Consider the following 20,385-nt stretch of genomic DNA (forward strand, 5'->3'; position numbering starts at 1 on the left):
CCTTTAGAGAGAATCGAGTAGGCCGCGGGCCAGGCGGTCGGCCTCGTCGATCGCCAGGCGGGATTTCAGGACCTCCTTGGCCTCGGGAATCCTGCCCGCGCGCACGAGCAGAGCCGCGAGGCGCAGCGATGCGCCGCCGAAGGCGGGGTTGGCGTCGCGCGCGGCCCGGTAGTCGCTCTCCGCGCCGCCGAGGTCTCCGAGGCCCTCGCGAGCCGCCCCGCGGAACATCAGGACCTGCGCGTTCGACGGATCCTGCCGGAGGTGCCGCTCGGCCTCGGCCAGCGCGGTGCGCGGATCGCCGAGGTTGAGCGCGGTCCAGCATCGCTCGAGGTGGATGCCGGGGAAATCCGGCTCGGCCGCGGCCACGTTCCCAAGCTCTGCCTCCGCTTCGCGCAGCCGCCCGCTCATTCGCAAAGCCCGCGCCCGCTGGAACCGGACCCCGGGCGTGTCGCTCTCCGCGAGGAGCGCGTCGAGGAGCGGCAGCGCCTCGCCGGGCACTCCCGCCTCGAGCGCCTTCGACGCTTGCTGGAACCGGCGGTAGGTCGCGAGCTCGTCCTTCGGGTCGATCATCGCTCCGGATGCGCCGCCGCGGGCGCCGGTCCCGACGTACCCCAGGCTGAGGAGACGAGGATCCGCCGCCATCGGAGGCGGGCCTCCCTCGCGCGACCCGGTCTCCCGCGCTCGACGAATCCACGCGTCCAGCTCCCCGGCCTCTTCGGCACGTTCGGAGTACAGGCTCCGGGTCTCCCCCGGGTCGGACGCGAGATCGTAGAGCTCTGGGCGCGGCGCGGAAACGTACTTGGCATGGCCGTCCACCGCTCCGTGCAGCGGGCTCCAGCCGTAATGGGCGAACGGAAGCTCCGTCTCGAGGTAGACCCGGCGGGGAGAGGCCGGCGATCTCGCTCCGAGGTCGAGAGGCGTACCGTCGAGCCCCGATGGGACGGGGAGCCCGAGGAGGCTCATCAGCGTGGGAACGAGGTCCACGGTCTGGACCGGGGACGAGTAAGCCTTCCCTCTCGGCACGCGCGGCCCGGCCATGAGGAGCGGAACGCGGACGGTCGGCTCGTACAGGAAGAAGCCGTGCGTCTCCTCGCCGTGCTCTCCCAGCGCCTCGCCGTGGTCGCCCACCACGCACACCAGGAGGCTCTCCCCAGCCAGCGCGGACGCGAGCCGCGGCTCGAGGTCGGCGAGCGCGGCGTCCACCCGCGCGATCTCCCCCTGGTAGAGGTCGCTCGCGAAGCGCTCGCGGAACGGGGACGGCGGTTCGTACGGATCGTGGGGATCGAAGAGGTGGACCCAGAGGAAAGCCCGCCGGCTCCCTCGCGCCCCCAGGAGGGCCAGAGCGGCGCGCACGACCTCGCCGGCGTCCCTCTCGAGGCCCTGCGGGTTTCGCGGATCGGTCATGCGGTCGTCGAACGTCTCGAACCCGCTCCGGACCGGGAAGCGCGCGGCGACCGGGTAGCCGCCCACGGCCGCCGCGGTGAAGAAACCCTCCGCGGCGAGCCGCTCGGCGAGCGTGCGGACGCCGGGAGACGCGCTGGTTTGGCCGTTCGCGTGAACTCCAGTGCGGGTCGGGTAGAGCCCGGTCAGGATCGACATGTGGGACGGCAGCGTGAGCGGCACTTGGGCGTAGGCGCGCTCGAACCGGGTCCCTCGCGCCGCCAGCGCGTCGAGCCAGGGCGTCCCGGCGTTCAGGTGGCCGTAGGATCCCAGGCGGTCCGGCCGCGTGGTGTCCAGCGTGACCAGGAGGAGGTGGCGCGCCGCAGGCTCGGAGGCGGGCCCGGCGCATCCCGCCGCGGCCATCGCCACCGCGATCGCCGCCATCGAGACGGCTCGGGCGAGACGCCGCGCCGCCAGGCGCGCGCCTCGCCTCACGGCAAGAGGGCGGCCGTGAACTCGCCCCGGGCGCCGCTTCCCGCGTCGCTCGCCGTGATCGCGACGGTCACCGCCTTGCATGGGAGGGTCAGGGTCTCCTCGATGACCGGATCGGGCTCCGCGTGGGAGTCGAACTCCTTCGCGGTGTTCGTGATGTTGAGGAAGCGGTAGTCCTGGAACGCGGGCTCGGCCGCGTCCCCGACGAGGAGCCTGATGAACACGGAGAAGTTCGCGGAGCGCTTGCCCTCGAGGTCCTCGAACAGGAGACGGCTCCGGTCGAGGCGGAGCTTCATGACGACGGCGCGCCGCCCGCGATCGGAGCAGGGGTCGGGGGCCAGCGTCAGCTCTCCCGTGAGCGGCGGGTAGGACTCGGGACGGGGAAGCTCTCGGCGCCCCTCGACTCGAACCCCTTTTCTCAGAACACGGATCCTGACGTCCCGAAGGCGCGAGATGGGGATGTCCCCGCGCGGATAGTACGCGACCGTGTAGAGCCCGGCGGACAGGTTCACGACGCCCTGGAGATCCCGGAACGCGTCGGTCCCCTGGGTCGCCGTCCCGCCCGTCCGATGCGCGAGATCCGCGAGCCCCGCCTGCCGGTTCTGCTCGCTGCGGCGGAATGGGTCGATCTGGAGCGCGCCGCTCGCCTCGTCGATGAAACCGCCCCGGCGCGCGCTGACCAGGCTGTTCTTCGCGGCGCCCCCGGGGTTCACGGTGAAGATCGAGACCTTCGCGGACGCCGCGGCCTCGGACAGCTTCTCGTACTCCGCGTCGAGTTCCTCCGTGCCGGAACCCGCGATCACGAGCTGGGGCGCCCGGGCGCCGAGCGACACCCGCGCGGCGTCCTGCGCGTCGCCCGCCGGATCGCGCGAGAACCCCTCACTGAAGAGGACGAGCGTCTTGATGTCCGGGATCGGCGCGAGGGACCGCACGATCGTGGTCAGGGCGGTCATGAGGGCGTCGGCCTCCCGGAACCGCGCATCCTGGTAAGCCGCCGCGTACTTCTCCACGCAGCCGAGCGAGTTCGACCGGCCGCGGCAGCTCGTCATGTCGCTGATGAGGCCGTCGAGGGATCCGAATCGGTCCTCCACCGCGCGGTTCGTGACCGAGACGGCCGTGTCGCAGGCCCGCTCGAGCCGCTCCTTGTCGGTCGTGAACCCCTGGAGGACGTCGATCTTCCCCGCGAAGTGGATCAGGGCGACCTGGTCGCCCGGAGCGAGGCCGGTCTCCAGGAACTTGCGCAGGGCCTCGATGGCTCGGATCGCCGTGGGGGTCGTGGTTGCGTAGTTGTCCACCACCAAGGCGATCCAGCGCCCCGGTGTGACCGAACGAGCCGGCGCGGGAGCGAGAGGCTCGGGCGGCGGGACCGCGCTCCCCGGCTCCCCGGACGCCGATTTGGGGAGGTAATAGCGCTGGAGCAGTGCCACCGCCTGGGGCACGCCTCCTTCCGAGATCTCGACCTCGTTGGCTCGGAGGTCGCTGACGGGCCTTCCCTTCCGATCGGTGGCCAGGAAGTTGAGCTGGACCAGATCCACGTTGACGTGCTCGGTCAGCCCCGAGGGGCGCGGCTTCTCCTGAGCCGCGCCGAGTGCCGCGGCGGCGACGAGCAGAAGCGCGCGGGAGACAGCAGGGGTCACCATGTCGAATTCAGCCGGAGGTCGGTATTTTACCCCACCGGGGCACGCCCACCCGGCGCCTACGAGGACACGTCATCGATTGAGCACGCCGCGGCTCGCAAGGCATCATCGGACGCGAGCACCCTGGCGAGGCGCGACGCCAGCGCGGGGTCGGTCGCAAGGGCCCGCTCGACGCGGGAGGCGGCAACCGCCGCGGCACGGGGAGACGCGTAGCCCAAGTACGCGGCGACATCGCTCAGCCGGCAGCATCCAGCAATGCGCGCGGCGTGGACGACGGCGCCGCGGGCCAGGGCCACGGCGGGACTTCCCCCTCGGCGCTCCGCGCGGATCGCAGCGGCATTCGTCCCGAACGCCTCGGCGACCGCCCGGGCGAGCGAGCCGAGGGAAGGGCTCGGGCCACCGCGCCGCGAATCGGCCGAGCAAGGAGCGGGCGGGAGGAGCGGCTCCACGCGCCACGCGAGATCCTCCGCCAGCGAGCCCTCCCGGAAGAGCGCTTTCCAGCGCGGACGTCCGTCCGCATCGCGGGTCCCGGGGTCCATTCCGGCCTCGACGTAGGAGCGATACCGGTGCCGTGCCCCGATCGAGCCGAAACGGGCCAGGACCGCTTCCGTGCGCAGCCACCCCGGCGCCCCGAGGTCGCCGAGGTAGCCTCGATAGCTCGAGTGGGGCCAGTCCTCGGGCCTGAAGGAGAGCCCGGCCTCGAACGGGTTCAGGTGGATGTACCGGCTGACCTCGGCGAGGTGTCTCCCCGACTGGACGGGAAGCAGGCGGGGCTTCGCGGTCAGGCGAAGAGCCGCGCCCGGCCGTTGGCCGCACGGCGGGACCTCGGCCCATGCCCGCTCGAAGCGGCGGATCGCCTCGCCGAGCACCGCCTCGGCGGCCCGGACGAGGAGGTGGTAGTGCCGCTCGAGGAGACAGTACCCGTGGACCTCCAGCCTCGACAGGGCGGCCAAATCGCCGACGAGATCGAGGAAGGTCGAGCCGTCGCCGGGTCGCCGGAGCAGGGTGGCAGGCCCCTCGGCGCGGTTCATCACGTGAAACCATGCCGATCCGGACCGAGCTTGCTGCGGCTGCCCCATGGCGTGGTGCCTCCGGTCCGTGCCGGAGGGGGCGGGAACCTCGGGGCATGCTAGCAGGTGGACTCGGATCGGTCGGGACGAGGGTTGCACGCGGGAAACGATGGCAGAGGCAAAAAAAGACCGCGCCGGCCGGCCTCCGAGGGTGAGGCCGGGCCGGCGCGGGGTGTTTGCGCTCTTGATCCGCCGGCGCCGTGCGCCGGAGGACGATCGCGGCGTGCCGCCTACTGCTTCACGTCAACGACCACGTGCTGCTCCTCGGTCTTCGACACGTGCACCAGGTACCCGTCCTGGCCGGGCATCCAGACTTCCGAGAGGAAGTGCTTCCCGTCGACCATGTCGAACACCAGGCTCCCCTTCGGGGCTTCGCCCGAACTTTGCCGGGCGAGCCGGGTGATCGGGGACAGGGCGGCGTTGAGCTTTCCGTCCACGCTCTGGAGCCGCAGCGCGGGCACCTGACGGGGTTGATTCAGGACCCGGTATTCCCCGGCCGGGAAGGACTTTCCGGCCACGTTGAACTCGAACGGGACGTTGGACGTGATCGTCGCACCCGAGCTTTGAGCGAGGGCCGGCAGCGACGTGACCAGGACGGAAAGGACGAGAAGCGCGACAACAGCTAGACTCCGGCGATTCATGTGAACTCTCCTCCGCGGGTCAGCGGACCCTGCGAGTTGCGATCCCACCGGAGCCGACGGGCTGGAGCGCTAGCTTGGCAATCGCGCCGTCCCGGTCATCCCTCCGGTTCGCCCAGACTGAATAGTGGACTATCCCACTCCTGTTTTATCGCACAGATCCCTTTTCCTGTCAAACCACCGGGAGGCGAGCGGAGGTCCCACTTGACACGACGCCGGGGCTCGCCTATTCTGTTGACAGGTTCTGGTCGGCATCCTCTCGTACAGAAACGAAAGTATGACGTGCCGAAGCCGATGACGTGCTGAGGCACGAGCGTCCGACCCGTCGGATCGGGTCGGCGGCCGGAACCCGAGAACGGCGCCACAAGGAGCGCCAGGAGTTCGAGACATGGGTACCAGACTCTACGTCGGCAACCTCCCCTTCAGCGCGGACGAGAACCAAATCCGCGACCTCTTCGCCCAGGGCGGCCGCACGGTCAGCGAGGTCAAGCTCGTCACCGACCGCGACACCGGCCGTCCTCGTGGCTTCGGCTTCGTCGAGATGGGCAGCAACGAGGATGCCGACAGCGCGATCCGGGACCTCAACGGGTTCGACTTCGGTGGCCGAGCGCTGACCGTGAACGAGGCGCGCGAGCGCACGGGCGGCGGCGGCGGCGGCGGCGGCTTCGGTGGTGGCGGCGGCGGCGGTCGTGGCCGCGGCGGGAATCGCCGCTTCTAGTCCCGGCATCAACGGGCGAATTCGCTCTGGGGCGCCTCTTCGGAGGCGCCCCTTTTTATTCTGCCTCCACCCACGCCGTTCCCATCACCGCCCCGCCCTCGCAAGAAACTTCTTGACGTCTCGAATTATAGTGATATAGTGTTATATGTCACATGGTCACATGAGGTGGAGGGACCCATGGCGTACGGCGCTTCAACGGAATCGGCCGGTTCCGGCTGGACCCACTTCGACGAGATGCGCTCCGCCCGGCGCGTTCAGTCCCGCCTTCTCCCCAGTTTGGTGCCAAGGCCCGGCGGGCTCGAGTGTGCCGGACTCAGCCTCCCTGCGCGAGGTGTTGGAGGCGATTTTTACGACTTCATCGAGGCCGCGCCGGGACGCGTCGCCCTCGTGTTGGGAGACGTCTCGGGAAAGGGAGTTCCGGCCGCGCTGATGATGGCCACGCTGCAGGCGAGCCTCCGCAGCCACTATGCGCTGGCCGGCGGCGACCTCGAGCGGCTGCTGGTCTCCGTGAACCGCCTGTTCCTGGAGTGCACGGCCCCCGAGCACTATGCGAGCCTGTTCGTCGGCGAATACCACGAGGCGTCGGGACGCTTCCGGTATGCGAACTGCGGCCACGTTCCGCCCGTGCTGCTGCGCCCCGGCCTCCGTGTCGAGCGCCTGCGCCCGACCGCCACGGTCCTCGGGATGTTCGACCGCTGGACGTGCGGCACCCGCGAAATCCCGCTCTCGCCCGGTGACCTCCTGCTCCTGGTCAGCGACGGCGCGACGGAGGCCACGTGCGCGGGTGGTGAGGCCTTCGGCGACGAGCGCCTGATCGCCGCGATCGAGGCGCATCGCGAGCTGCGCGCCGGCGCGCTCGTCCGCGCGATCTCGGACGAGGCGGAGGCCTTCAGCGGCGGCGAGCGCGCGGACGACCTGACGATCGTCGCGGCGCGCGTTCGGGGCCGCCGAGGCGCTCCGGTCGCCGCGTGCACGGCCGGCGGCGAAAACGAGCCGCGTCGAGGATAGCGATGCAGCTTCACGTCCACCCCGGGGACGAGCTCCCGATCTACCGGCAGATCGTCCGCCAGGTCACCGACGCCATCGCCGGCGGCCGGCTGAGGCCCGGGGACAAGCTGCTCTCCCACCGGGATCTGGCGGAGAACCTCGTGATCGCGCCCCTGACCGTGAAGAAGGCCTACGACGAGCTGGAGCAACAGGGCCTGATAGAGACGCAGAGGGGTCGAGGGACCTTCGTGAGCGAAGGCCTCCCGGAGCGGCCGCCGGAGGAGAAGCTGGAGCGTCTGCGCGACGCGGGGCAGCGCCTGCTCTCCCAGGCCGCGCTCAGCGGGGTCCCCTTCGCGGACGTTCTCGACCTGCTCCACGAGATGCAGAAAGGAATGGAGCCATGAAGGCGCTCGAGTTCGATGGCATCCACCGCGCGTACACCCGTGGCTCCGACGTGCTCCGCGGGGTCGGCTTCTCGCTCTTGCCCGGCGAGGTGGTCGGGCTCCTCGGGAAGAACGGGGCCGGGAAGACCACGCTGATCCGGATCGCCATGGGCATGATGGAGCCTCAGGGCGGAAAGGTGCGGGTGCTCGGGATGGACCCGCGCGAGAATCCCGTGGAGGTGAAGCGTCGGGTGGGCTACGTCGCCGAGGACCAGATCCTTCCGCCGTTCTTCACCGTCGGCCAAGTCGTGGACCTCCACCGCGGCCTGTACCCCACCTGGGACGACGCGATGGCGCGCGACCTCATGGACCGGTTCGAGCTGTCGCGTCGCGCCAGAATCCGTACGCTCAGCAAGGGGCAGGTGCGCCGCGCCGCGCTGCTCTGCGCCGTGGCACACCGGCCCGAGCTTCTCCTGCTCGACGAGCCGGCGAGCGGCCTCGACCCCGCGGCGCGCCGGGAGTTCCTCGAGACGTCGATCCGGCTCCTCAACGAGTCGGGAACCGCGATCCTGTTCTCCTCGCACTACATGAGCGACGTCGAGCGCATGGCCGACCGGATCGTCATGATCCATGGCGGAAGGGTCCTGATCGACAACGGCCTCGACGAGCTCAGGGAGGGATTCGCGCTCGCGATGGTGCCGAGAGAGGCGATGGCCGACCGGGGGCGCCTCCTGGCGCTCGGCGGCTGTCTCGGCGTGCGCGAGCGGCCGGACGCCTGGCATGCGATCCTGCGGCTGTCCCCCGTCGAGGCCCGGACGGCGCTCCGGGAGGAGCTGGGCCTTCCCGACATTCCCTGCCGGGCGATCCCGCTCGAGGATATGTTCGTGGAGCTGGCCGGGGGTCGGCCATGATGCTCGCCCGTATCCGCCACGACGACGCCTGGCGGAGCCTCCCATACTGGGGGTTGATCCTGGGCCTCAACGCGGGCGTCTTCACGGGGCTCGTGACGGCTCTCGCGCTCAAGCGGCACGTCCAGGTCCCCCCGATCCTGGTCGTGCTGGTCGGCGGGTTCACCTTCGCTCTCTACCTCGTGCTCGGCGGCGGGAAGGCGCGGTGCCGCGTCTTCGACCTGGCGCTCCCGATCTCGGCGCGGCGGATCTGGCTCGCCCACCTGGCCGCGGTCGCGCTGGCGGGAACCCTCCTGGTGGCGTGGTGCGTCGGGATCGCCGCCCTCCCCACCGGGACGGTCGGCGGCATCGACGTGCGGTGCCCGGGCCTTCCGGGCCTCGGGCTCCTTCTCGAGAGCGGGATGCTGCTCGCGGCCGTCCTGCTGCAGCTGCCCAAGCCCTCGCTCGCCCGCATCCCCGACTCCAGGGCTCACGATGCGTGGAATCTCCTCGTGTTGTTGGGGGTGATCGCGCTCCTGGCGGCACTGAGCGGGGCGGGACCCGCCGGGGCGCTCGTCCCGCTCGCGCTGGCCGCCGCGGCCTTCGTCCGCGGCTTCCGGTCCGTGCCAGAGGCGTTCGTGGTCGTGCCTCGCGACCCCGCCGACGGACGCTCCCGCAGCGCGGAAGGCCCGACCGCAACGGATCCCGGAGAGGCGGTCGGCCCCCCCGGCCGCGTGCCGTGGAGCGTCCGGCTCGCGGCGTTCCGCTGCCTGACGTCGGGGGTGAAGGAATGGATCGTCTACTCTCTCATCGTCCTGCTCGGGCTGTTCCTCGGCGGGGCGCTCACGCCCTGGAGGGACGACGGCGACCTCAGGGACCTCCGATACGTCTACATCCCGCTGGCCAGCTACATGCTCTTCAGCTTCGTCATGCCCAGGCTGGCCCTTCTCCAGGACCTGGACCCGCTTCCGCTCTCGCGGCGGGCCCTGTTCGCCGGGCTGGTTCTGCCCGGCGCGATCGCCTTCGCCGCAGCCTGGAGCGCGGGTGCGCTGGTGGAGTCGCGTTTCGGGGTTCGCGCGGAGTTCGTGGATTTCCTCAAGGACGAGCAGACCGGCCGCTGGTCGGTGACGGTGCCGCTGCGAATCCACCGGCTCGCGTTCGACGGCCGGGCGCCGGAGATCCTGTCGCCCTGGGGCGAATCGCACCCCGCGGACCGGCAGCCGCTCCTGCGCGGCGGCCGGGGAGTGATCTGGTCGCCGTACAGCACGCCGCCGGGATGCTCAGCGAGGTTCGTGGCGCTCCAGATCAGCCGGGCCTCGGAGGCGATCTACGGCTTGCCGCTCCCTATCGAGGAGGTCGAGCGGAGTTGGCTGGCGACGCTCCCCGACGGCAGCATCGTGGGGCGGGCTCCGGGCCTCCCCATCCGCGCGGAGCGCCCGGGCCTCTCCCCCCGCTCGGGGCCGGCGTTCCCGGTGCTGATGACGCTCGTCGTCGTGCCCTGGCTGCTCCTCGTCGCCGCGCTGTTCCGCGCGTACCGCTCGACGATCCCCGACAAGGCACGCCGAGCGATCCACTGGGGCGGCATGGGGCTCCTCATCCTGCCGTTGCCGGTCCAACTGGTCACGACGATGGCCCATCTCGCCCGACCCTGGCTCGTGCGGGCCTTCGTCGAGATCCCGACATGGGAGCTGGGTCGCAGCGCCCTCGGCACCGTGGCGGCCTGGGTGGGCGGCGGGCTGCTCCTGATCGTCGCGTACCGGGTGGCGGAGATCCAGTTCCTACGGATGGAGATCCCGGCGAATCCCGTTCCATGCTCGCTGATCGTCCGAGCCCGGGAGGAAAGCTGAGGGGGGCGAGGACGGCCGTGTCCGTCCATTCGGCGCGGACCTCGCCCCGACCGTCCTCACCACACGCCGCAGACCTGCTCCCGCACCAGCGGCTGGCCGGGCTTGCACGAGAACGCGCCGCGGAACTCCAGCATGTTGGCGACGACGCCGTTGATCCGGTAAATCCCCGGCGAGTGCGGGTTCGTGAGCGCGTTGAGCCGCCTGTTCTCGTCCCGATCGTTCTCGCAGGCCCATTGGGCGAAGCCCACGAAGAACCTCTGGTCGGGGGTCAGACCGTCCGACGCCTCGAGGGTCTTCCCGGCCTCCGCGCCCTTCCAGGCGGCGTAGGCCAGGATCAGCCCGCCGAGGTCGGCGACGTCCTCGCCGAGCGTCAGACGGCTGTTGATCCTGATGTCGTCCACCACCACGTACTGCGCGTACTGGTCCGCGACGCAGCTCACCCGCTTCTCGAACTCCTTTCCGTCGGCTTCGGTCCACCAGTCGTGGAGATTCCCCTTCGCGTCGAACTTCCGCCCCTCGTCGTCGAAGCCGTGGATCAGCTCGTGGCCGATCGTCCCGCCGGTGTTGCCGTAGTTCGGCGCGTCGTCCATCCTCGGGTCGTAGAGCGGCGGGAGGAGGACCCCCGCCGGGAAGTTGATGTCGTTCATCGACGGGTTGTAGTACGCGTTCACCGTCGGCGGGGTCATCCCCCACTCGTTCCGGTCCACCGGCTTCCCGATCTTGCGCAGCTGGCGCCGCGACTCGAACGCGGCGGCCCGCGTCACGTTGCCCACGAAGTCGCCCCGCGTGACTTCCAGCGCGCCGTAGTCCCGCCAGGTGTCGGGGTAGCCGATCTTGTTCCGCATGCCGGCGAGCTTGGCGAGCGCCTGCTTCTTGGTCGGCTCGCTCATCCACGCGAGCCCCTTGACGCGGGCCTCCATCGCCGCCTCGATCCGCCGCACCATGTCGAGCGTCCGCTCCTTGAGCTCCGGCGAGAACGTCTTCTCGACGAAGACCTGTCCGAGGGCCTCGCCGAGGTCGCGATCGACCCAGGACACGCAGCGCTTCCAGCGCGGCTGGATTTCCTTCACCCCGCGCAGGTAGCCTCGGTAGAAGGCGAAGTTCTCCTTCACGAAGGCGGAGGAGAGGTAGGGCGCCCGGTCCTTCACGAGATGCCAGCGCAGGTACTTCTTCCAGTCGTCGAGGCTGTCGCGTTTGAGCCGCTTCTCCAGCGCCTTGAAGAACTCCGGCTCGGTGACGTTGAGCACGTCGACTCCCGGCACACCCATCCCGCCGAGGTACGCGCTCCAGCGGAAGGCCGGGGTGAGCGCCTCGAGGTCCAAGACCTTCATCTTGTGATAGACCCGGTACGGATCGCGCTTTTCCACCCTCGTGAGCGATGCTTTCGCCAGCGCGGTCTCGATCCTGAGCACGACGCGCGCCCCGTCGGCCGCGGTCGCCGAGGATTCCCCCGAAAGCTCCAGCATCTTCCGGACGTGGGCCTCGTATCGGGCCCTCGTCTCCTTCGATTTCGGGTCGCTCTTCACGTAGTAGTCGCGGTCCGGAAGGCCGAGCCCGCCGGCGTAGGCGAACGCGATGACCTGCTCGGAGTCCTTCGGGTCCTGGTCCGCGCCGAATCCGAACAGTGACGTGCCGCCCGTGCTCAGGTGAATGCGGGCAAGAACGCCGGCGATCTCGTCCTTGGACCGGAGAGCGGCGATCGCATCGAGCGGCTCCTCGAGGGGCGCGGCACCGACGCTCTCCACCGCGTCTTCGTCGATGCAGGCGGCGAAGAAGTCCCCGATCGTCCGGCGGACCGGCGTGCGGGAGGGATCGAGTGCGGCGGCCTCGGCCAGGAGGCCCCAGAGATACTGCTGGTTCTCGTCCTCGAGCTTGTCGTAGACGGTCCATCGGGCCTGGTCGGGCGGGATCGGGTTGTTCCTCATCCACCCCCCGCAGGAGTAGGCGTAGAGGTCCGCGCAGGGATCCACGGAACGGTCCATGGCCGAGACGTCGATGCCCGGCGTGTAGGGAAGCGACGCCAACGGCCGCTTGTCGCCGGACGGGGCGCCGGGCGGCGGGCTCTGGGCCCAAGCCGTCGTCAGCGCGACGGCGGCGATCACGGCGCCGATCCAGAATCGCTGTCTCATCTCGACCCTCCTACGTTGCCCGCCTCGGCTACGTGGTTACGCAGGCGTTGCCGAGGGGTTTCGGGAGCGGCGACGATTGTCACCCGATCACCAAGTTCGAATTGACCCCGAGCCCCCGAGGGCCCAGAATCTAACTGGGATCCGCGAGGCCCCGTCCGGACTGGGGCGAGGAGGGTCGCCCATGAAGCATCGATCCTGTTCGACATGGGCCCTGGCCGGCCTGGCCGGGCTCGCGCTCGTGGCTTCCGGTTGCCGCTCGGACGACGTCTCGGGAACCAGCGACCAGCAGGCCGAGACCGGCGTCCGGGAATCGGCGCCCGTCGTGCTCGTCGCCGTGCCGATGGCGGACGGGGCCCGCACGGTCGCCGGCGAGCTCCTGGGCCAAGTCGGGACCGCCGCCGCCCTGTCCCGCGCCCAGGCCCCCGCCCCCACGGCGACGGTGCCCACGTGCAATCCGACCTTCGATCTGGGCGACGGCATCACGGGGACCTGTTCGGTGTCCGACGTCGGCGTCGCCACCCTCGCCTTCTCCGGGACGCGGAGCGTCGACGGCCTGGCGACGACGATCAGCGGCACGCTGACGGTGACGGTCGCAGCGGACCAGCCCGCCTCCGGGACGAAGTTCGCGGTCGCCCTCTCGGCGACGGTCTCCAACACGCGAGAGGCGGCGACCTGGAACCTCACCGGCACCGCGGTGATCAGCGGCAGCGGGCAGCTCACCGATCACAGCCTCGAGCTGGACCTCGGGGTCACGCCGACGGGCGGCACGCCCTCCTCGGCGACGGTCCGGCTCACGACGATCCTCATCTCCGTGTTCGTGCAGACGCCGTCCGGTGTGAACGTGGACTACGTGCTCGACCGAACCGCGCTGACCGGGGCGATCTCCGTCCAGGGTCGACAGTTCGCGACCGTGACCGTCGCGAACGACTGTGCCGTGATCCACTTCGTCAACCCCGCCTTCGCCGACGCGACGATCTGCAGGGAGTAGGCTCCCCTTCGACGGGCCCGGGCTCAGCGAGGGTGCCGGCTCCCCGCGCGAAGCTCCCACGCCCTGAGCCGCGGGCGTCGCGCGAAGTCGGGGGGAGTCATCTCCTCGGTGATCTCCCGCGCCGCCACCTCGGGGATCCCCGCCTCGTCGAGGACGAATCCCCTGAGGTTCGTGCTGAACAGCATCTCGCCGCCGGGTGCGAGCCGGCGGGCAGAGCGGGCGATCAGCGTCGCGTGGTCCCGCTGGACGTCGAACTCCGCCGCCATCCCCTTGGACCTCGAATGCGTCGGCGGTGCGACCAGGATCAGGTCGTAGCGGTGCCGCTCGCCCCCTGCCGCCAGCCACCGCACGACGTCCGCGCGCACGAAGCGATGGCGGGGCGCCTCGAGCCCGTTGAGCGCGAGGTTCCGGCGTCCCCAGGCGAGATAGACGTTAGAGAGGTCGACGCTCGTGGTGGTGCGGGCCCCCCCGGCCGCCGCGGCGACGGTGGCGGCGCAGGTGTAGGCGAAGAGGTTCAGGAAGTCGCGTCCCGCCGCCCGCTCCCGGACGCGTCGCCTCAGGAGGCGGTCGTCCAGGAATAGGCCGGTGTCCAGGTAGTCCGTGAGGTTGACCAAGAAACGGAGATCGCCCTCCCGGACCTCGCGGAACCGCCCCCGGTCGTCGCGACGCTCGTGCTGCTCCCCCGGGACGCGCCGCCGCCTGACCCGCAGCACGACGTCGGCGGAATCGACGCCGAGCGCTTCCGGCACGACGAGGAGCGCGTCGCGGAGGCGCCGCTCTGCCGCCTCCACCGGGACCTTGCGCGGAGGCGCGTACTCCTCGACCCGCACGGCACCGTCGTACCAGTCGATCGCGAGGTTGTACTCCGGCATGTCGGTGTCGTACAGCCGGTAACAGGTGAGGCCGAGCCGCTCCGCCCATGGGGCGAGGTCGCGCCGGTTCTTGACGAGCTTCCTCGCGAGCGCGCCCGCCTCCTCGCTCGGCTTGCGCCACGCCGGTCCGCGCTCGCCCGAGACCGGCGGGCCGGCGATCGGCAGCTCGAGGAGCCGGCACTCGATCGGCCCGTTGTGCAGGATGTGCCTCGACGCGGGCTTGAGGCCGATCCGTTTCGCGAGCGCGGGATTGCCGGAGAGCACCCACGCGGTCCAGCCAGGGAATCGCCGCTTCAGCACGTCGCCGAGAAGCTCGTACAGCGGCCCGAGCTCCCCCGCCTCACCGAGGCGCGCGCCGTACGGCGGGTTCGTGACCACGAGGCCCGGGTCGGGCCACGGGGCCTCCGCCCGGCGGAGATCCTCGAGCTCCACCCGGACGTGCCGGGCGACGCCGGCACGCTCCAGGTTCTCCCGGGCGGTCTTGACCGCCGTCCTCGAGGCGTCGGAGCCGGCGATGCGCACGGCTCGCCCGCGCCCTGCCTCGCGCCGGTCCCGCGCCTCCGCGCGAAGGCGGTCCCAGAGCGCACTGTCGTGCCCCCGCCATCCCTCGGCGCCGATCCGCTCCCGCTCGAGGCCGGGCGCCACGTCGAGGGCCATCCACGCCGCCTCGATGAGGATCGTCCCCGACCCGCAGAGCGGGTCGAGCATCGGCGCGAGAGCTGAGAGCGCCGGCCATCCCGCGATCCGAAGCAGCGCCGCGGCCAGGTTCTCCTTGAGCGGCGCCGCCGCCCCCGCGCGATCGATGCCGCGATGGTGCAGGCTCCCCCCGGCGAGGTCAAGGCTCACCGTGACCCGCGCGCCCGCAAGGTGCACGTTGACCCTGAGATCGGGGCGGGCGGTGTCGACGTCCGGCCTCGCTCCCTCCGCCTCCCGCACCCGGTCGACGACGGCGTCCTTGGTCTTGAGCGCCACGAAGTGGGGCGGGCCCGCCGGGGAGTCGCCTCCCGCGACGTCCACGGCCATCGTCCTCTCGGGGCCGACGTGGTCGATCCAGTCGACGGCGTGGACGCCCTGGTAGAGGGCCTCCGCCCCGTCGACCTCGAAGACCGTGAGGGGAAGGAGGACCCGGCTCGCCACGCGCGACCAGAGGCAGGCGCGGTAGGCGTCCTCGAGGGTGTCGCCGAACGCCACGCCCCCCCGCCGCTCCTCAATCGCCCGGATCCCGATTTCCCCTAGCTCGTCCGCCAGGACCCTCTCGGTCCCGCGGGACGCGGTGGCAAAGAACCGGAGCGCCACGAGCACCACCTTCGGGAAGACGCCGCCTCACCAGCGTCCAGCTCCCGGGCCGGGGGGGCGGACGAGGGCCGACGCATCGATGAAGATGAACGTGGATCGTATCAGACGACGGCCCGAGGCTTCGGTCCCGACCGCTCCGTCCTAGCTCGTCCGGCCCCTGTTCCGAACGTCCAGCAGGTCGTTCCACCACGAGCGATAGAGGAAGCTGTCCTCCGGCACGGTGAGCATCTTCGCGAAGTGGGTCGGGCCGACGGTGAGCGTCAGGATGTCCCGCGGCAAGTACCTCCGCATGGCGATGTCGGTCGCGCCGACCACGGCCCGCTCGTCGGGGCCTCCGTCGAGGGCGCGCCGAAGGAAGCTGCACCCCGACCCGAACGGCGCATAGGCGACGTCGGTCGCCGACCAATAGCCGGCCAGCGTCATGACGGCCGCCAGCCGATCCGGATCGACGAAGAACGTCACGCTCTTCACCGTCTCCCATTGGCCCAGGAGGAGCGGTCCGATGAGGACCGTGTCGGCGGTGATCTCCGGCGGGTGCGCGGCGTCGAGGATCGCCTGGGCGATCTCGGGGCTCGCGCGGAGCCCCTCCCCCTTGGGCGCCCCGGCACCGTCGGTCAGGAAGTGGGCCATGTAGGGCGGATACTGCTTCTCCAGTCCCAGCGCGCGGTGCGCGCCCGGGCAACCGCCGTGGTCCCGCTCGAGGACCAGCGTCTCCCCGGCGAGCCACCGGCCGTAGTAGGAGAAACAGCACGCGGTGCCCCCGGCCCGGACGAGAGGCTCGAACGCATCGGACGGGCGCGCGTCGTACACCGCGATGAGCGGCGTCGACAGGCGGAGCTTCTCCCTCAGGCGGGCGATGCCGGCGAGACTGGGGTCGCCGACCGGCGGTCCATCGAGTCGTTCCATGGCGGATCCTCCTCGACGTCCCAGCCATGTTCCGCCGGAATCGCCGCGCCCGCCAGTCCCCGCCGCGGCCCCCGTCGTTGCCCGCGGTCGCCCGGACCGGGTAGAATCGGGGACCGTCGCAATCCGCCTGCTCACCACGGCAGGGTGACCGCAGCCGGTCACGCGGGGGCGCTTGAGCTTTGAGAGACCGCGCGCGATCGGGCCTCCCCGCGCTGGTGCTGGTCGTCGTCGGCACGGCCGTGCTCGTGGGGGCGATCCGGTTCGCCGGCCCGCCGATCTACTGCGGGGACGGCTACTTCAACATCCGGTACGCCGAGGTCCTTAGGGAGCATGGGCCCTCGCGCTCGTTCCCCGTCTGGCAGGAGACGTTTCTCCGCGAGCACTTCGCGGACAAGGAGTTCCTGTACCACGTCTTCCTGATCCCGTTCACCTTCGGCGACCTGCTGCTCGGCGCCCGGCTCGCCGCGATCTTCTTCGCCTCGCTGGCGATGGCGACGTTCTACGTGGTCCTGCGACGCCTCAAGGTGCCCTGGGCCCTGTTCTTCAGCTTCGCGCTGATCGCCTGCTCGTCGGATTTCCTCTACAGGCTCACCTTCACCCGGTCGCTGGTGCTCGCGCTGTCGGTCGCCCTCGCCGGCACCGGCGCCATCTTGCTGGGGCGGGTGGGCTGGGCGTTCGTCTTGGCGGCGGTGTACGCCAACACCCACGTCTCGTTCCACCTCCTCCCCTGCGCGGCGCTCCTCCACGATCTGCACCGACCCGGCGCGGCCGACGGAGGTCGCTGGTCCCGTTTCCGCATGACCCTCGCCACGCTCTCCGGCACCGCGGCGGGGTGCCTCGTCAACCCGTTCGTCCCGTACAACCTCCGTCTCTGGTGGGACCTCAACTTCCGGGTGCTTTGGGCGGCGTGGTCGGGGCGATCGGACCTTCGTCCCGTCAGCGAGGTCGGGCCGCAGTCGTCCGCCGATCTTCTGCTGAGCAACGCCGGCGTCTTTGTGGCGCTCGCGGCGGCGGTCTACCTCCTCTCGCGCGCCCGGAAGGTCTCCGCCGAGGCACGGACCCTCCTCGTGATGTCCTTCGGGTTCCTCGCGCTCACCAAGATGAGCCAGCGCCTCGCGGAGATGTGGGCGCCGTTCACGCTGCTCCTGGCCGCCGTCGCGGCGAGGGACGCGCGCGACGGACCTCCGCAGGAGGCCGCGCGGCCTCCCGCTCCCGGCCGGCTCGCCGTGGCGTCGCTCGGCCTCGGCGTCCTGCTGGCCGCCGGACTCCTGGCCAGCAACTTCAAGACCGACAGAGACGCCGCCGCTGCGGAGGAAGGCTCGCAGCTCGCCGGCGCCTCGACGTGGATGAAGGCGAACGTCCCCTCGGGAGAAACGGTCTTCCACCCCTGGATGGACGACTACGCGGAGATCTTCTTCTTCAACCCCCAGCTTCGCTGCCTCGTCGGCTGGGATTCGATCCTGATGTACGTCACCGATCCGGCGAGGTACCGGCTGTGGGTGGACGTGGCCGTCGGCAGGGTCGATGACCTGTTCACTCCCATCCGCCGGACGTTCCGGTGCCGCTTCGTGTGCGCGATCGCCAAGGACCGGCGTTTCCTGTGGATGGCTCGTCGCGATCCCCGGTTCCGGCTCGAGTACGAGGATCGCACGGCCTCGGTATTTCGCCTCGACGACGACGGCACGCTGGTCGGCGACTGGCGGGTCACCGGCTGGTATCCCGACCCGGCGCGGAGGCTCCTCGACGTGCCGGTGGGGGCGGAGCCCGGTGCGCCGGCCGTCGCGCGAGACGGTGCCCCCGATGCCCAGGGACCGGCTGCCGTAGGGATCGAGCTCTCCGGCGCTCCGGGGTTCGTCGACTTGGATCGCGCTCTCGCCGTGCCCGCGTTCGCCCCGGACGCGTGCGCGGTCGCAGAGGCGACCGTTCGGTCGGGCACATCATCCGACGCCACCTTGGCCTTCACCACCGATGACGAGATCAAGGCCTACTTCAATGGCCAGGTCGTCCTGGAGGCCTCGCCGTACCGCCACCCGCCTCCAGGGCGGCCGGGAGGCCCCCCGCTTCTCCTCGGAGATCTCAAGCCCACGGGCTCCCACCTGGCGGAACGGATCGCCAGGGTGAGGCTGCAAGCAGGAGAAAACGCGGTGATCGTGAAGAGCTGCAAGGTCGGCGACGACTTCGGGTTCTTCCTTCGAGCCTTCCTCGAGGACGGCGAGCCGGTGACCGCCGGCGCCGCGGCGGCGAAACCCCGGGATCGCTAGCACCGTGGATTCCCTGGGGGGGCTGGGATAACCTGGACCGTCATGATCCCGATCCGAACCACCGCGATCTCCCTCGTCGGCACGGCGCTCGTGCTCGCGAGCGCCGGCTGCGGAGGATCCTCCCGCCGAGCGGCCGAGGTGAGAACGAACCTCCTCCTCGTGACCCTCGACACCACGCGGGCCGACCGGCTCGGCTGCTACGGGTACAAGCGCGCGGAGACTCCCAGGCTCGACCGGCTCGCGGCCGAGGGAATGCTCGCCGAGCACGCGGTTGCGGTCGCGCCGCTCACGCTCCCGTCGCACGTCTCGATCCTCACGGGGCTCTACCCGCCCCGCCACGGCGTGCGGGACAACGCGGATTTCCGGCTCCCCGGCGTGGAAACGACCCTGGCGGAGCACCTCAAGGGGCAGGGGTACTCCACCGCCGCCGTGGTCGGTTCGCTGGTCCTGTCGGGGTCGCTGGGTCTCGACCAGGGGTTCGACCACTACGACGAGCCGGGAGCGCGGCGCCGGCCGGCGGTGGAAGGAGCCCTCGCCGTCTACCGTCCGATCGTCGAGCGCCCGGCGTCGGAGGTCACCGATGCCGCCATCGCCGCGCTCGACCGGATCGGCGGCGGGCCCTTCTTCCTCTGGGTCCACTACTACGACCCGCACCATCCCTACACTCCCCCACCCCCTTACGCGTCGCGGTTCGCCGACCGTCCCTACGACGGCGAGATCGCCTACGCCGACGCGGAACTCGGCAGGCTTCTGGACGACCTGAAGAGGCGAGGCCTCCTCGATCGGACCCTCGTCGTGGTGACGGCCGATCACGGCGAGAGTCTGGGAGAGCACGGCGAGGAGACCCACGGCCTGTTCCTCTACGACGCGGCGATTCGCGTCCCGCTCATCCTGCGGATGCACGGTGCGATCCCCGAAGGGCGGCGCTTCGACGGGCTCGTGTCGGCCGTGGACCTGGTTCCGACCGCGCTCGACCTGATGTCGCTCCCTCCGCTCGCCGGCACGCAGGGACGGAGCTTCGCGGGGGCGGCGCGGGGGGGAAGCTTGGCGGACCGGGAGCCGGCGTACTCCGAGGCGATCTACGCCGAGCGCGTTTACGGCTGGGCCCCGACCTATGCGCTGCGGGAGGTGTCGTCGAAGTTCATCGAGGCGCCGGAGCCCGAGATCTACGAGCTCGCGGGGGACCCCGGCGAGACCCGGAACCTGGCCGGGAGCCGGGGCGCGGACGTCGAGTCGTGGCGGCGCCGGCTCGCGTCGGTGCAGCAGGGCTTCGGGCGAGCCGACGCCTCCGCTCGCGAGACCATGGATTCCGACGCCCGCGCGAAGCTCCTGAGCCTCGGCTACCTCTCGGGTGGAGCCTCGAAGGTCGAGCGAACGAGTCGGCCTGACCCCAAGCGCCTCGTCGCCGAGCACGTCCGCTTCCTGCAGGCGAAATCCCTGGTGGGTGCGGGCCGGCCCAAGGACGCGCTGGCGCTGGTGACGCAGGTGCTGAGGGCCGACCCCGAGAACCCGGCGGCGCTTGCGCTCAGCGGGACTCTGCTCTTCTCCGGCGGCCGACGGGAGCCGGGACTCTCGCAGCTCGAGGCCGCGGCCCGCTCTGCGCCCGGTGTCTACGAGAATCAGTGGAACCTGGCCAACGCCCTGCACCTCTCCGGCCGACTGGCGGAGGCCGCCCGGGCCTACCGCGCCGCCCTCGCGCTCCAGCCGTCGGCCGCCGAGGCGCGCTACGCTCTGGGGAACGCCCTGTACGGCACCGGAGACGCGGCCGGCGCGGTCCGGGAATACAACGAGGCCCTTCGGCTGGGCCTCGCCAGCCCGGCGGTCCACACGGCGTTGGCGTCAGCGCTCGCCGCCTCGGGAGATCTCGGCGGGGCGGAGGCTGCGCTCCGCGCCG

15 protein-coding genes are annotated in these 20,385 nt (G+C 71.0%); 8 read left to right on the top strand and 7 right to left on the bottom strand.

Annotated features, from left to right (window positions below):
* Positions 1-3: 3 nt before the first annotated feature.
* The 4 genes from LAO51_15005 to LAO51_15020 form a co-directional block, all read right to left on the bottom strand.
* Positions 4-1,824, bottom strand: coding sequence for a sulfatase-like hydrolase/transferase (locus tag LAO51_15005; protein MBZ5640054.1), 1,821 nt, complete (start codon positions 1,822-1,824; stop codon positions 4-6).
* Between the two features lie 47 nt (positions 1,825-1,871).
* Positions 1,872-3,512, bottom strand: a complete 1,641-nt coding sequence (locus LAO51_15010; protein ID MBZ5640055.1) for a VWA domain-containing protein — start codon at positions 3,510-3,512, stop codon at positions 1,872-1,874.
* A gap of 56 nt (positions 3,513-3,568) precedes the next feature.
* Positions 3,569-4,588 (bottom strand): hypothetical protein, encoded by a 1,020-nt coding sequence (locus LAO51_15015; protein MBZ5640056.1) that lies wholly within the window; start codon positions 4,586-4,588, stop codon positions 3,569-3,571.
* Between the two features lie 221 nt (positions 4,589-4,809).
* Positions 4,810-5,220, bottom strand: a complete 411-nt coding sequence (locus LAO51_15020; GenBank protein ID MBZ5640057.1) for a hypothetical protein — start codon at positions 5,218-5,220, stop codon at positions 4,810-4,812.
* Between the two features lie 385 nt (positions 5,221-5,605).
* On the opposite strand from LAO51_15020, the gene LAO51_15025 reads away from it, so the two are divergent.
* From LAO51_15025 to LAO51_15045, 5 genes are all read left to right on the top strand, one after another.
* Complete coding sequence (locus tag LAO51_15025) at positions 5,606-5,935, top strand: RNA-binding protein (protein ID MBZ5640058.1); 330 nt, start codon at positions 5,606-5,608, stop codon at positions 5,933-5,935.
* 177 nt (positions 5,936-6,112) lie between these two features.
* Positions 6,113-6,943 (top strand): PP2C family protein-serine/threonine phosphatase, encoded by an 831-nt coding sequence (locus tag LAO51_15030; GenBank protein ID MBZ5640059.1) that lies wholly within the window; start codon positions 6,113-6,115, stop codon positions 6,941-6,943.
* A gap of 2 nt (positions 6,944-6,945) precedes the next feature.
* On the top strand, positions 6,946-7,326 hold the full coding sequence (locus LAO51_15035) for a GntR family transcriptional regulator (protein MBZ5640060.1): 381 nt from the start codon (positions 6,946-6,948) through the stop codon (positions 7,324-7,326).
* Positions 7,323-8,216, top strand: coding sequence for an ABC transporter ATP-binding protein (locus tag LAO51_15040; GenBank protein ID MBZ5640061.1), 894 nt, complete (start codon positions 7,323-7,325; stop codon positions 8,214-8,216). Before LAO51_15035 ends, LAO51_15040 begins: the two co-directional genes overlap by 4 nt.
* On the top strand, positions 8,213-10,039 hold the full coding sequence (locus LAO51_15045; GenBank protein MBZ5640062.1) for a hypothetical protein: 1,827 nt from the start codon (positions 8,213-8,215) through the stop codon (positions 10,037-10,039). The genes LAO51_15040 and LAO51_15045 overlap by 4 nt, the downstream gene beginning before the upstream one ends.
* A 56-nt stretch (positions 10,040-10,095) precedes the next feature.
* Here the strand turns inward: LAO51_15045 and LAO51_15050 are convergent, their stop codons facing one another.
* Complete coding sequence (locus LAO51_15050) at positions 10,096-12,168, bottom strand: M13 family metallopeptidase (GenBank protein ID MBZ5640063.1); 2,073 nt, start codon at positions 12,166-12,168, stop codon at positions 10,096-10,098.
* 181 nt (positions 12,169-12,349) lie between these two features.
* On the opposite strand from LAO51_15050, the gene LAO51_15055 reads away from it, so the two are divergent.
* On the top strand, positions 12,350-13,156 hold the full coding sequence (locus LAO51_15055; protein MBZ5640064.1) for a hypothetical protein: 807 nt from the start codon (positions 12,350-12,352) through the stop codon (positions 13,154-13,156).
* A 23-nt stretch (positions 13,157-13,179) separates the two neighbouring features.
* Here LAO51_15055 and rlmKL read toward each other — a convergent pair whose 3' ends face one another.
* Both rlmKL and LAO51_15065 read right to left on the bottom strand, forming a co-directional pair.
* Positions 13,180-15,324, bottom strand: a complete 2,145-nt coding sequence (rlmKL, locus tag LAO51_15060; protein MBZ5640065.1) for a bifunctional 23S rRNA (guanine(2069)-N(7))-methyltransferase RlmK/23S rRNA (guanine(2445)-N(2))-methyltransferase RlmL — start codon at positions 15,322-15,324, stop codon at positions 13,180-13,182.
* A gap of 141 nt (positions 15,325-15,465) precedes the next feature.
* Entirely contained in the window at positions 15,466-16,230 is a 765-nt protein-coding gene (locus LAO51_15065; GenBank protein ID MBZ5640066.1) for a DUF169 domain-containing protein, read from the bottom strand.
* A 179-nt stretch (positions 16,231-16,409) separates the two neighbouring features.
* Here LAO51_15065 and LAO51_15070 point away from each other — a divergent pair, with 179 nt between their 5' ends.
* Positions 16,410-18,491: a hypothetical protein gene (locus tag LAO51_15070; GenBank protein ID MBZ5640067.1), complete on the top strand. Its 2,082-nt coding sequence runs from the start codon at positions 16,410-16,412 to the stop codon at positions 18,489-18,491.
* Between the two features lie 42 nt (positions 18,492-18,533).
* The coding region (locus LAO51_15075; GenBank protein MBZ5640068.1) for a sulfatase-like hydrolase/transferase at positions 18,534-20,385 on the top strand (1,852 nt) is incomplete at its 3' end.

Source organism: Terriglobia bacterium, assembly GCA_020073205.1.
Classification (GTDB): Bacteria; Acidobacteriota; Polarisedimenticolia; order Polarisedimenticolales; family JAIQFR01; genus JAIQFR01.

What these genes read in the sequence shown, in the direction of transcription:
- LAO51_15020 (MBZ5640057.1), bottom strand. Translation starts at nt 5,220, where the DNA reads ATGAATCGCCGGAGTCTAGCTGTTGTCGCGCTTCTCGTCCTTTCCGTC.
- LAO51_15040 (MBZ5640061.1), top strand. Translation starts at nt 7,323, where the DNA reads ATGAAGGCGCTCGAGTTCGATGGCATCCACCGCGCGTACACCCGTGGC.
- LAO51_15005 (MBZ5640054.1), bottom strand. Translation starts at nt 1,824, where the DNA reads ATGGCGGCGATCGCGGTGGCGATGGCCGCGGCGGGATGCGCCGGGCCC.
- LAO51_15025 (MBZ5640058.1), top strand. Translation starts at nt 5,606, where the DNA reads ATGGGTACCAGACTCTACGTCGGCAACCTCCCCTTCAGCGCGGACGAG.
- LAO51_15065 (MBZ5640066.1), bottom strand. Translation starts at nt 16,230, where the DNA reads ATGGAACGACTCGATGGACCGCCGGTCGGCGACCCCAGTCTCGCCGGC.
- LAO51_15010 (MBZ5640055.1), bottom strand. Translation starts at nt 3,512, where the DNA reads ATGGTGACCCCTGCTGTCTCCCGCGCGCTTCTGCTCGTCGCCGCCGCG.
- LAO51_15015 (MBZ5640056.1), bottom strand. Translation starts at nt 4,588, where the DNA reads ATGGGGCAGCCGCAGCAAGCTCGGTCCGGATCGGCATGGTTTCACGTG.
- LAO51_15050 (MBZ5640063.1), bottom strand. Translation starts at nt 12,168, where the DNA reads ATGAGACAGCGATTCTGGATCGGCGCCGTGATCGCCGCCGTCGCGCTG.
- LAO51_15030 (MBZ5640059.1), top strand. Translation starts at nt 6,113, where the DNA reads ATGGCGTACGGCGCTTCAACGGAATCGGCCGGTTCCGGCTGGACCCAC.
- LAO51_15055 (MBZ5640064.1), top strand. Translation starts at nt 12,350, where the DNA reads ATGAAGCATCGATCCTGTTCGACATGGGCCCTGGCCGGCCTGGCCGGG.
- LAO51_15035 (MBZ5640060.1), top strand. Translation starts at nt 6,946, where the DNA reads ATGCAGCTTCACGTCCACCCCGGGGACGAGCTCCCGATCTACCGGCAG.
- LAO51_15045 (MBZ5640062.1), top strand. Translation starts at nt 8,213, where the DNA reads ATGATGCTCGCCCGTATCCGCCACGACGACGCCTGGCGGAGCCTCCCA.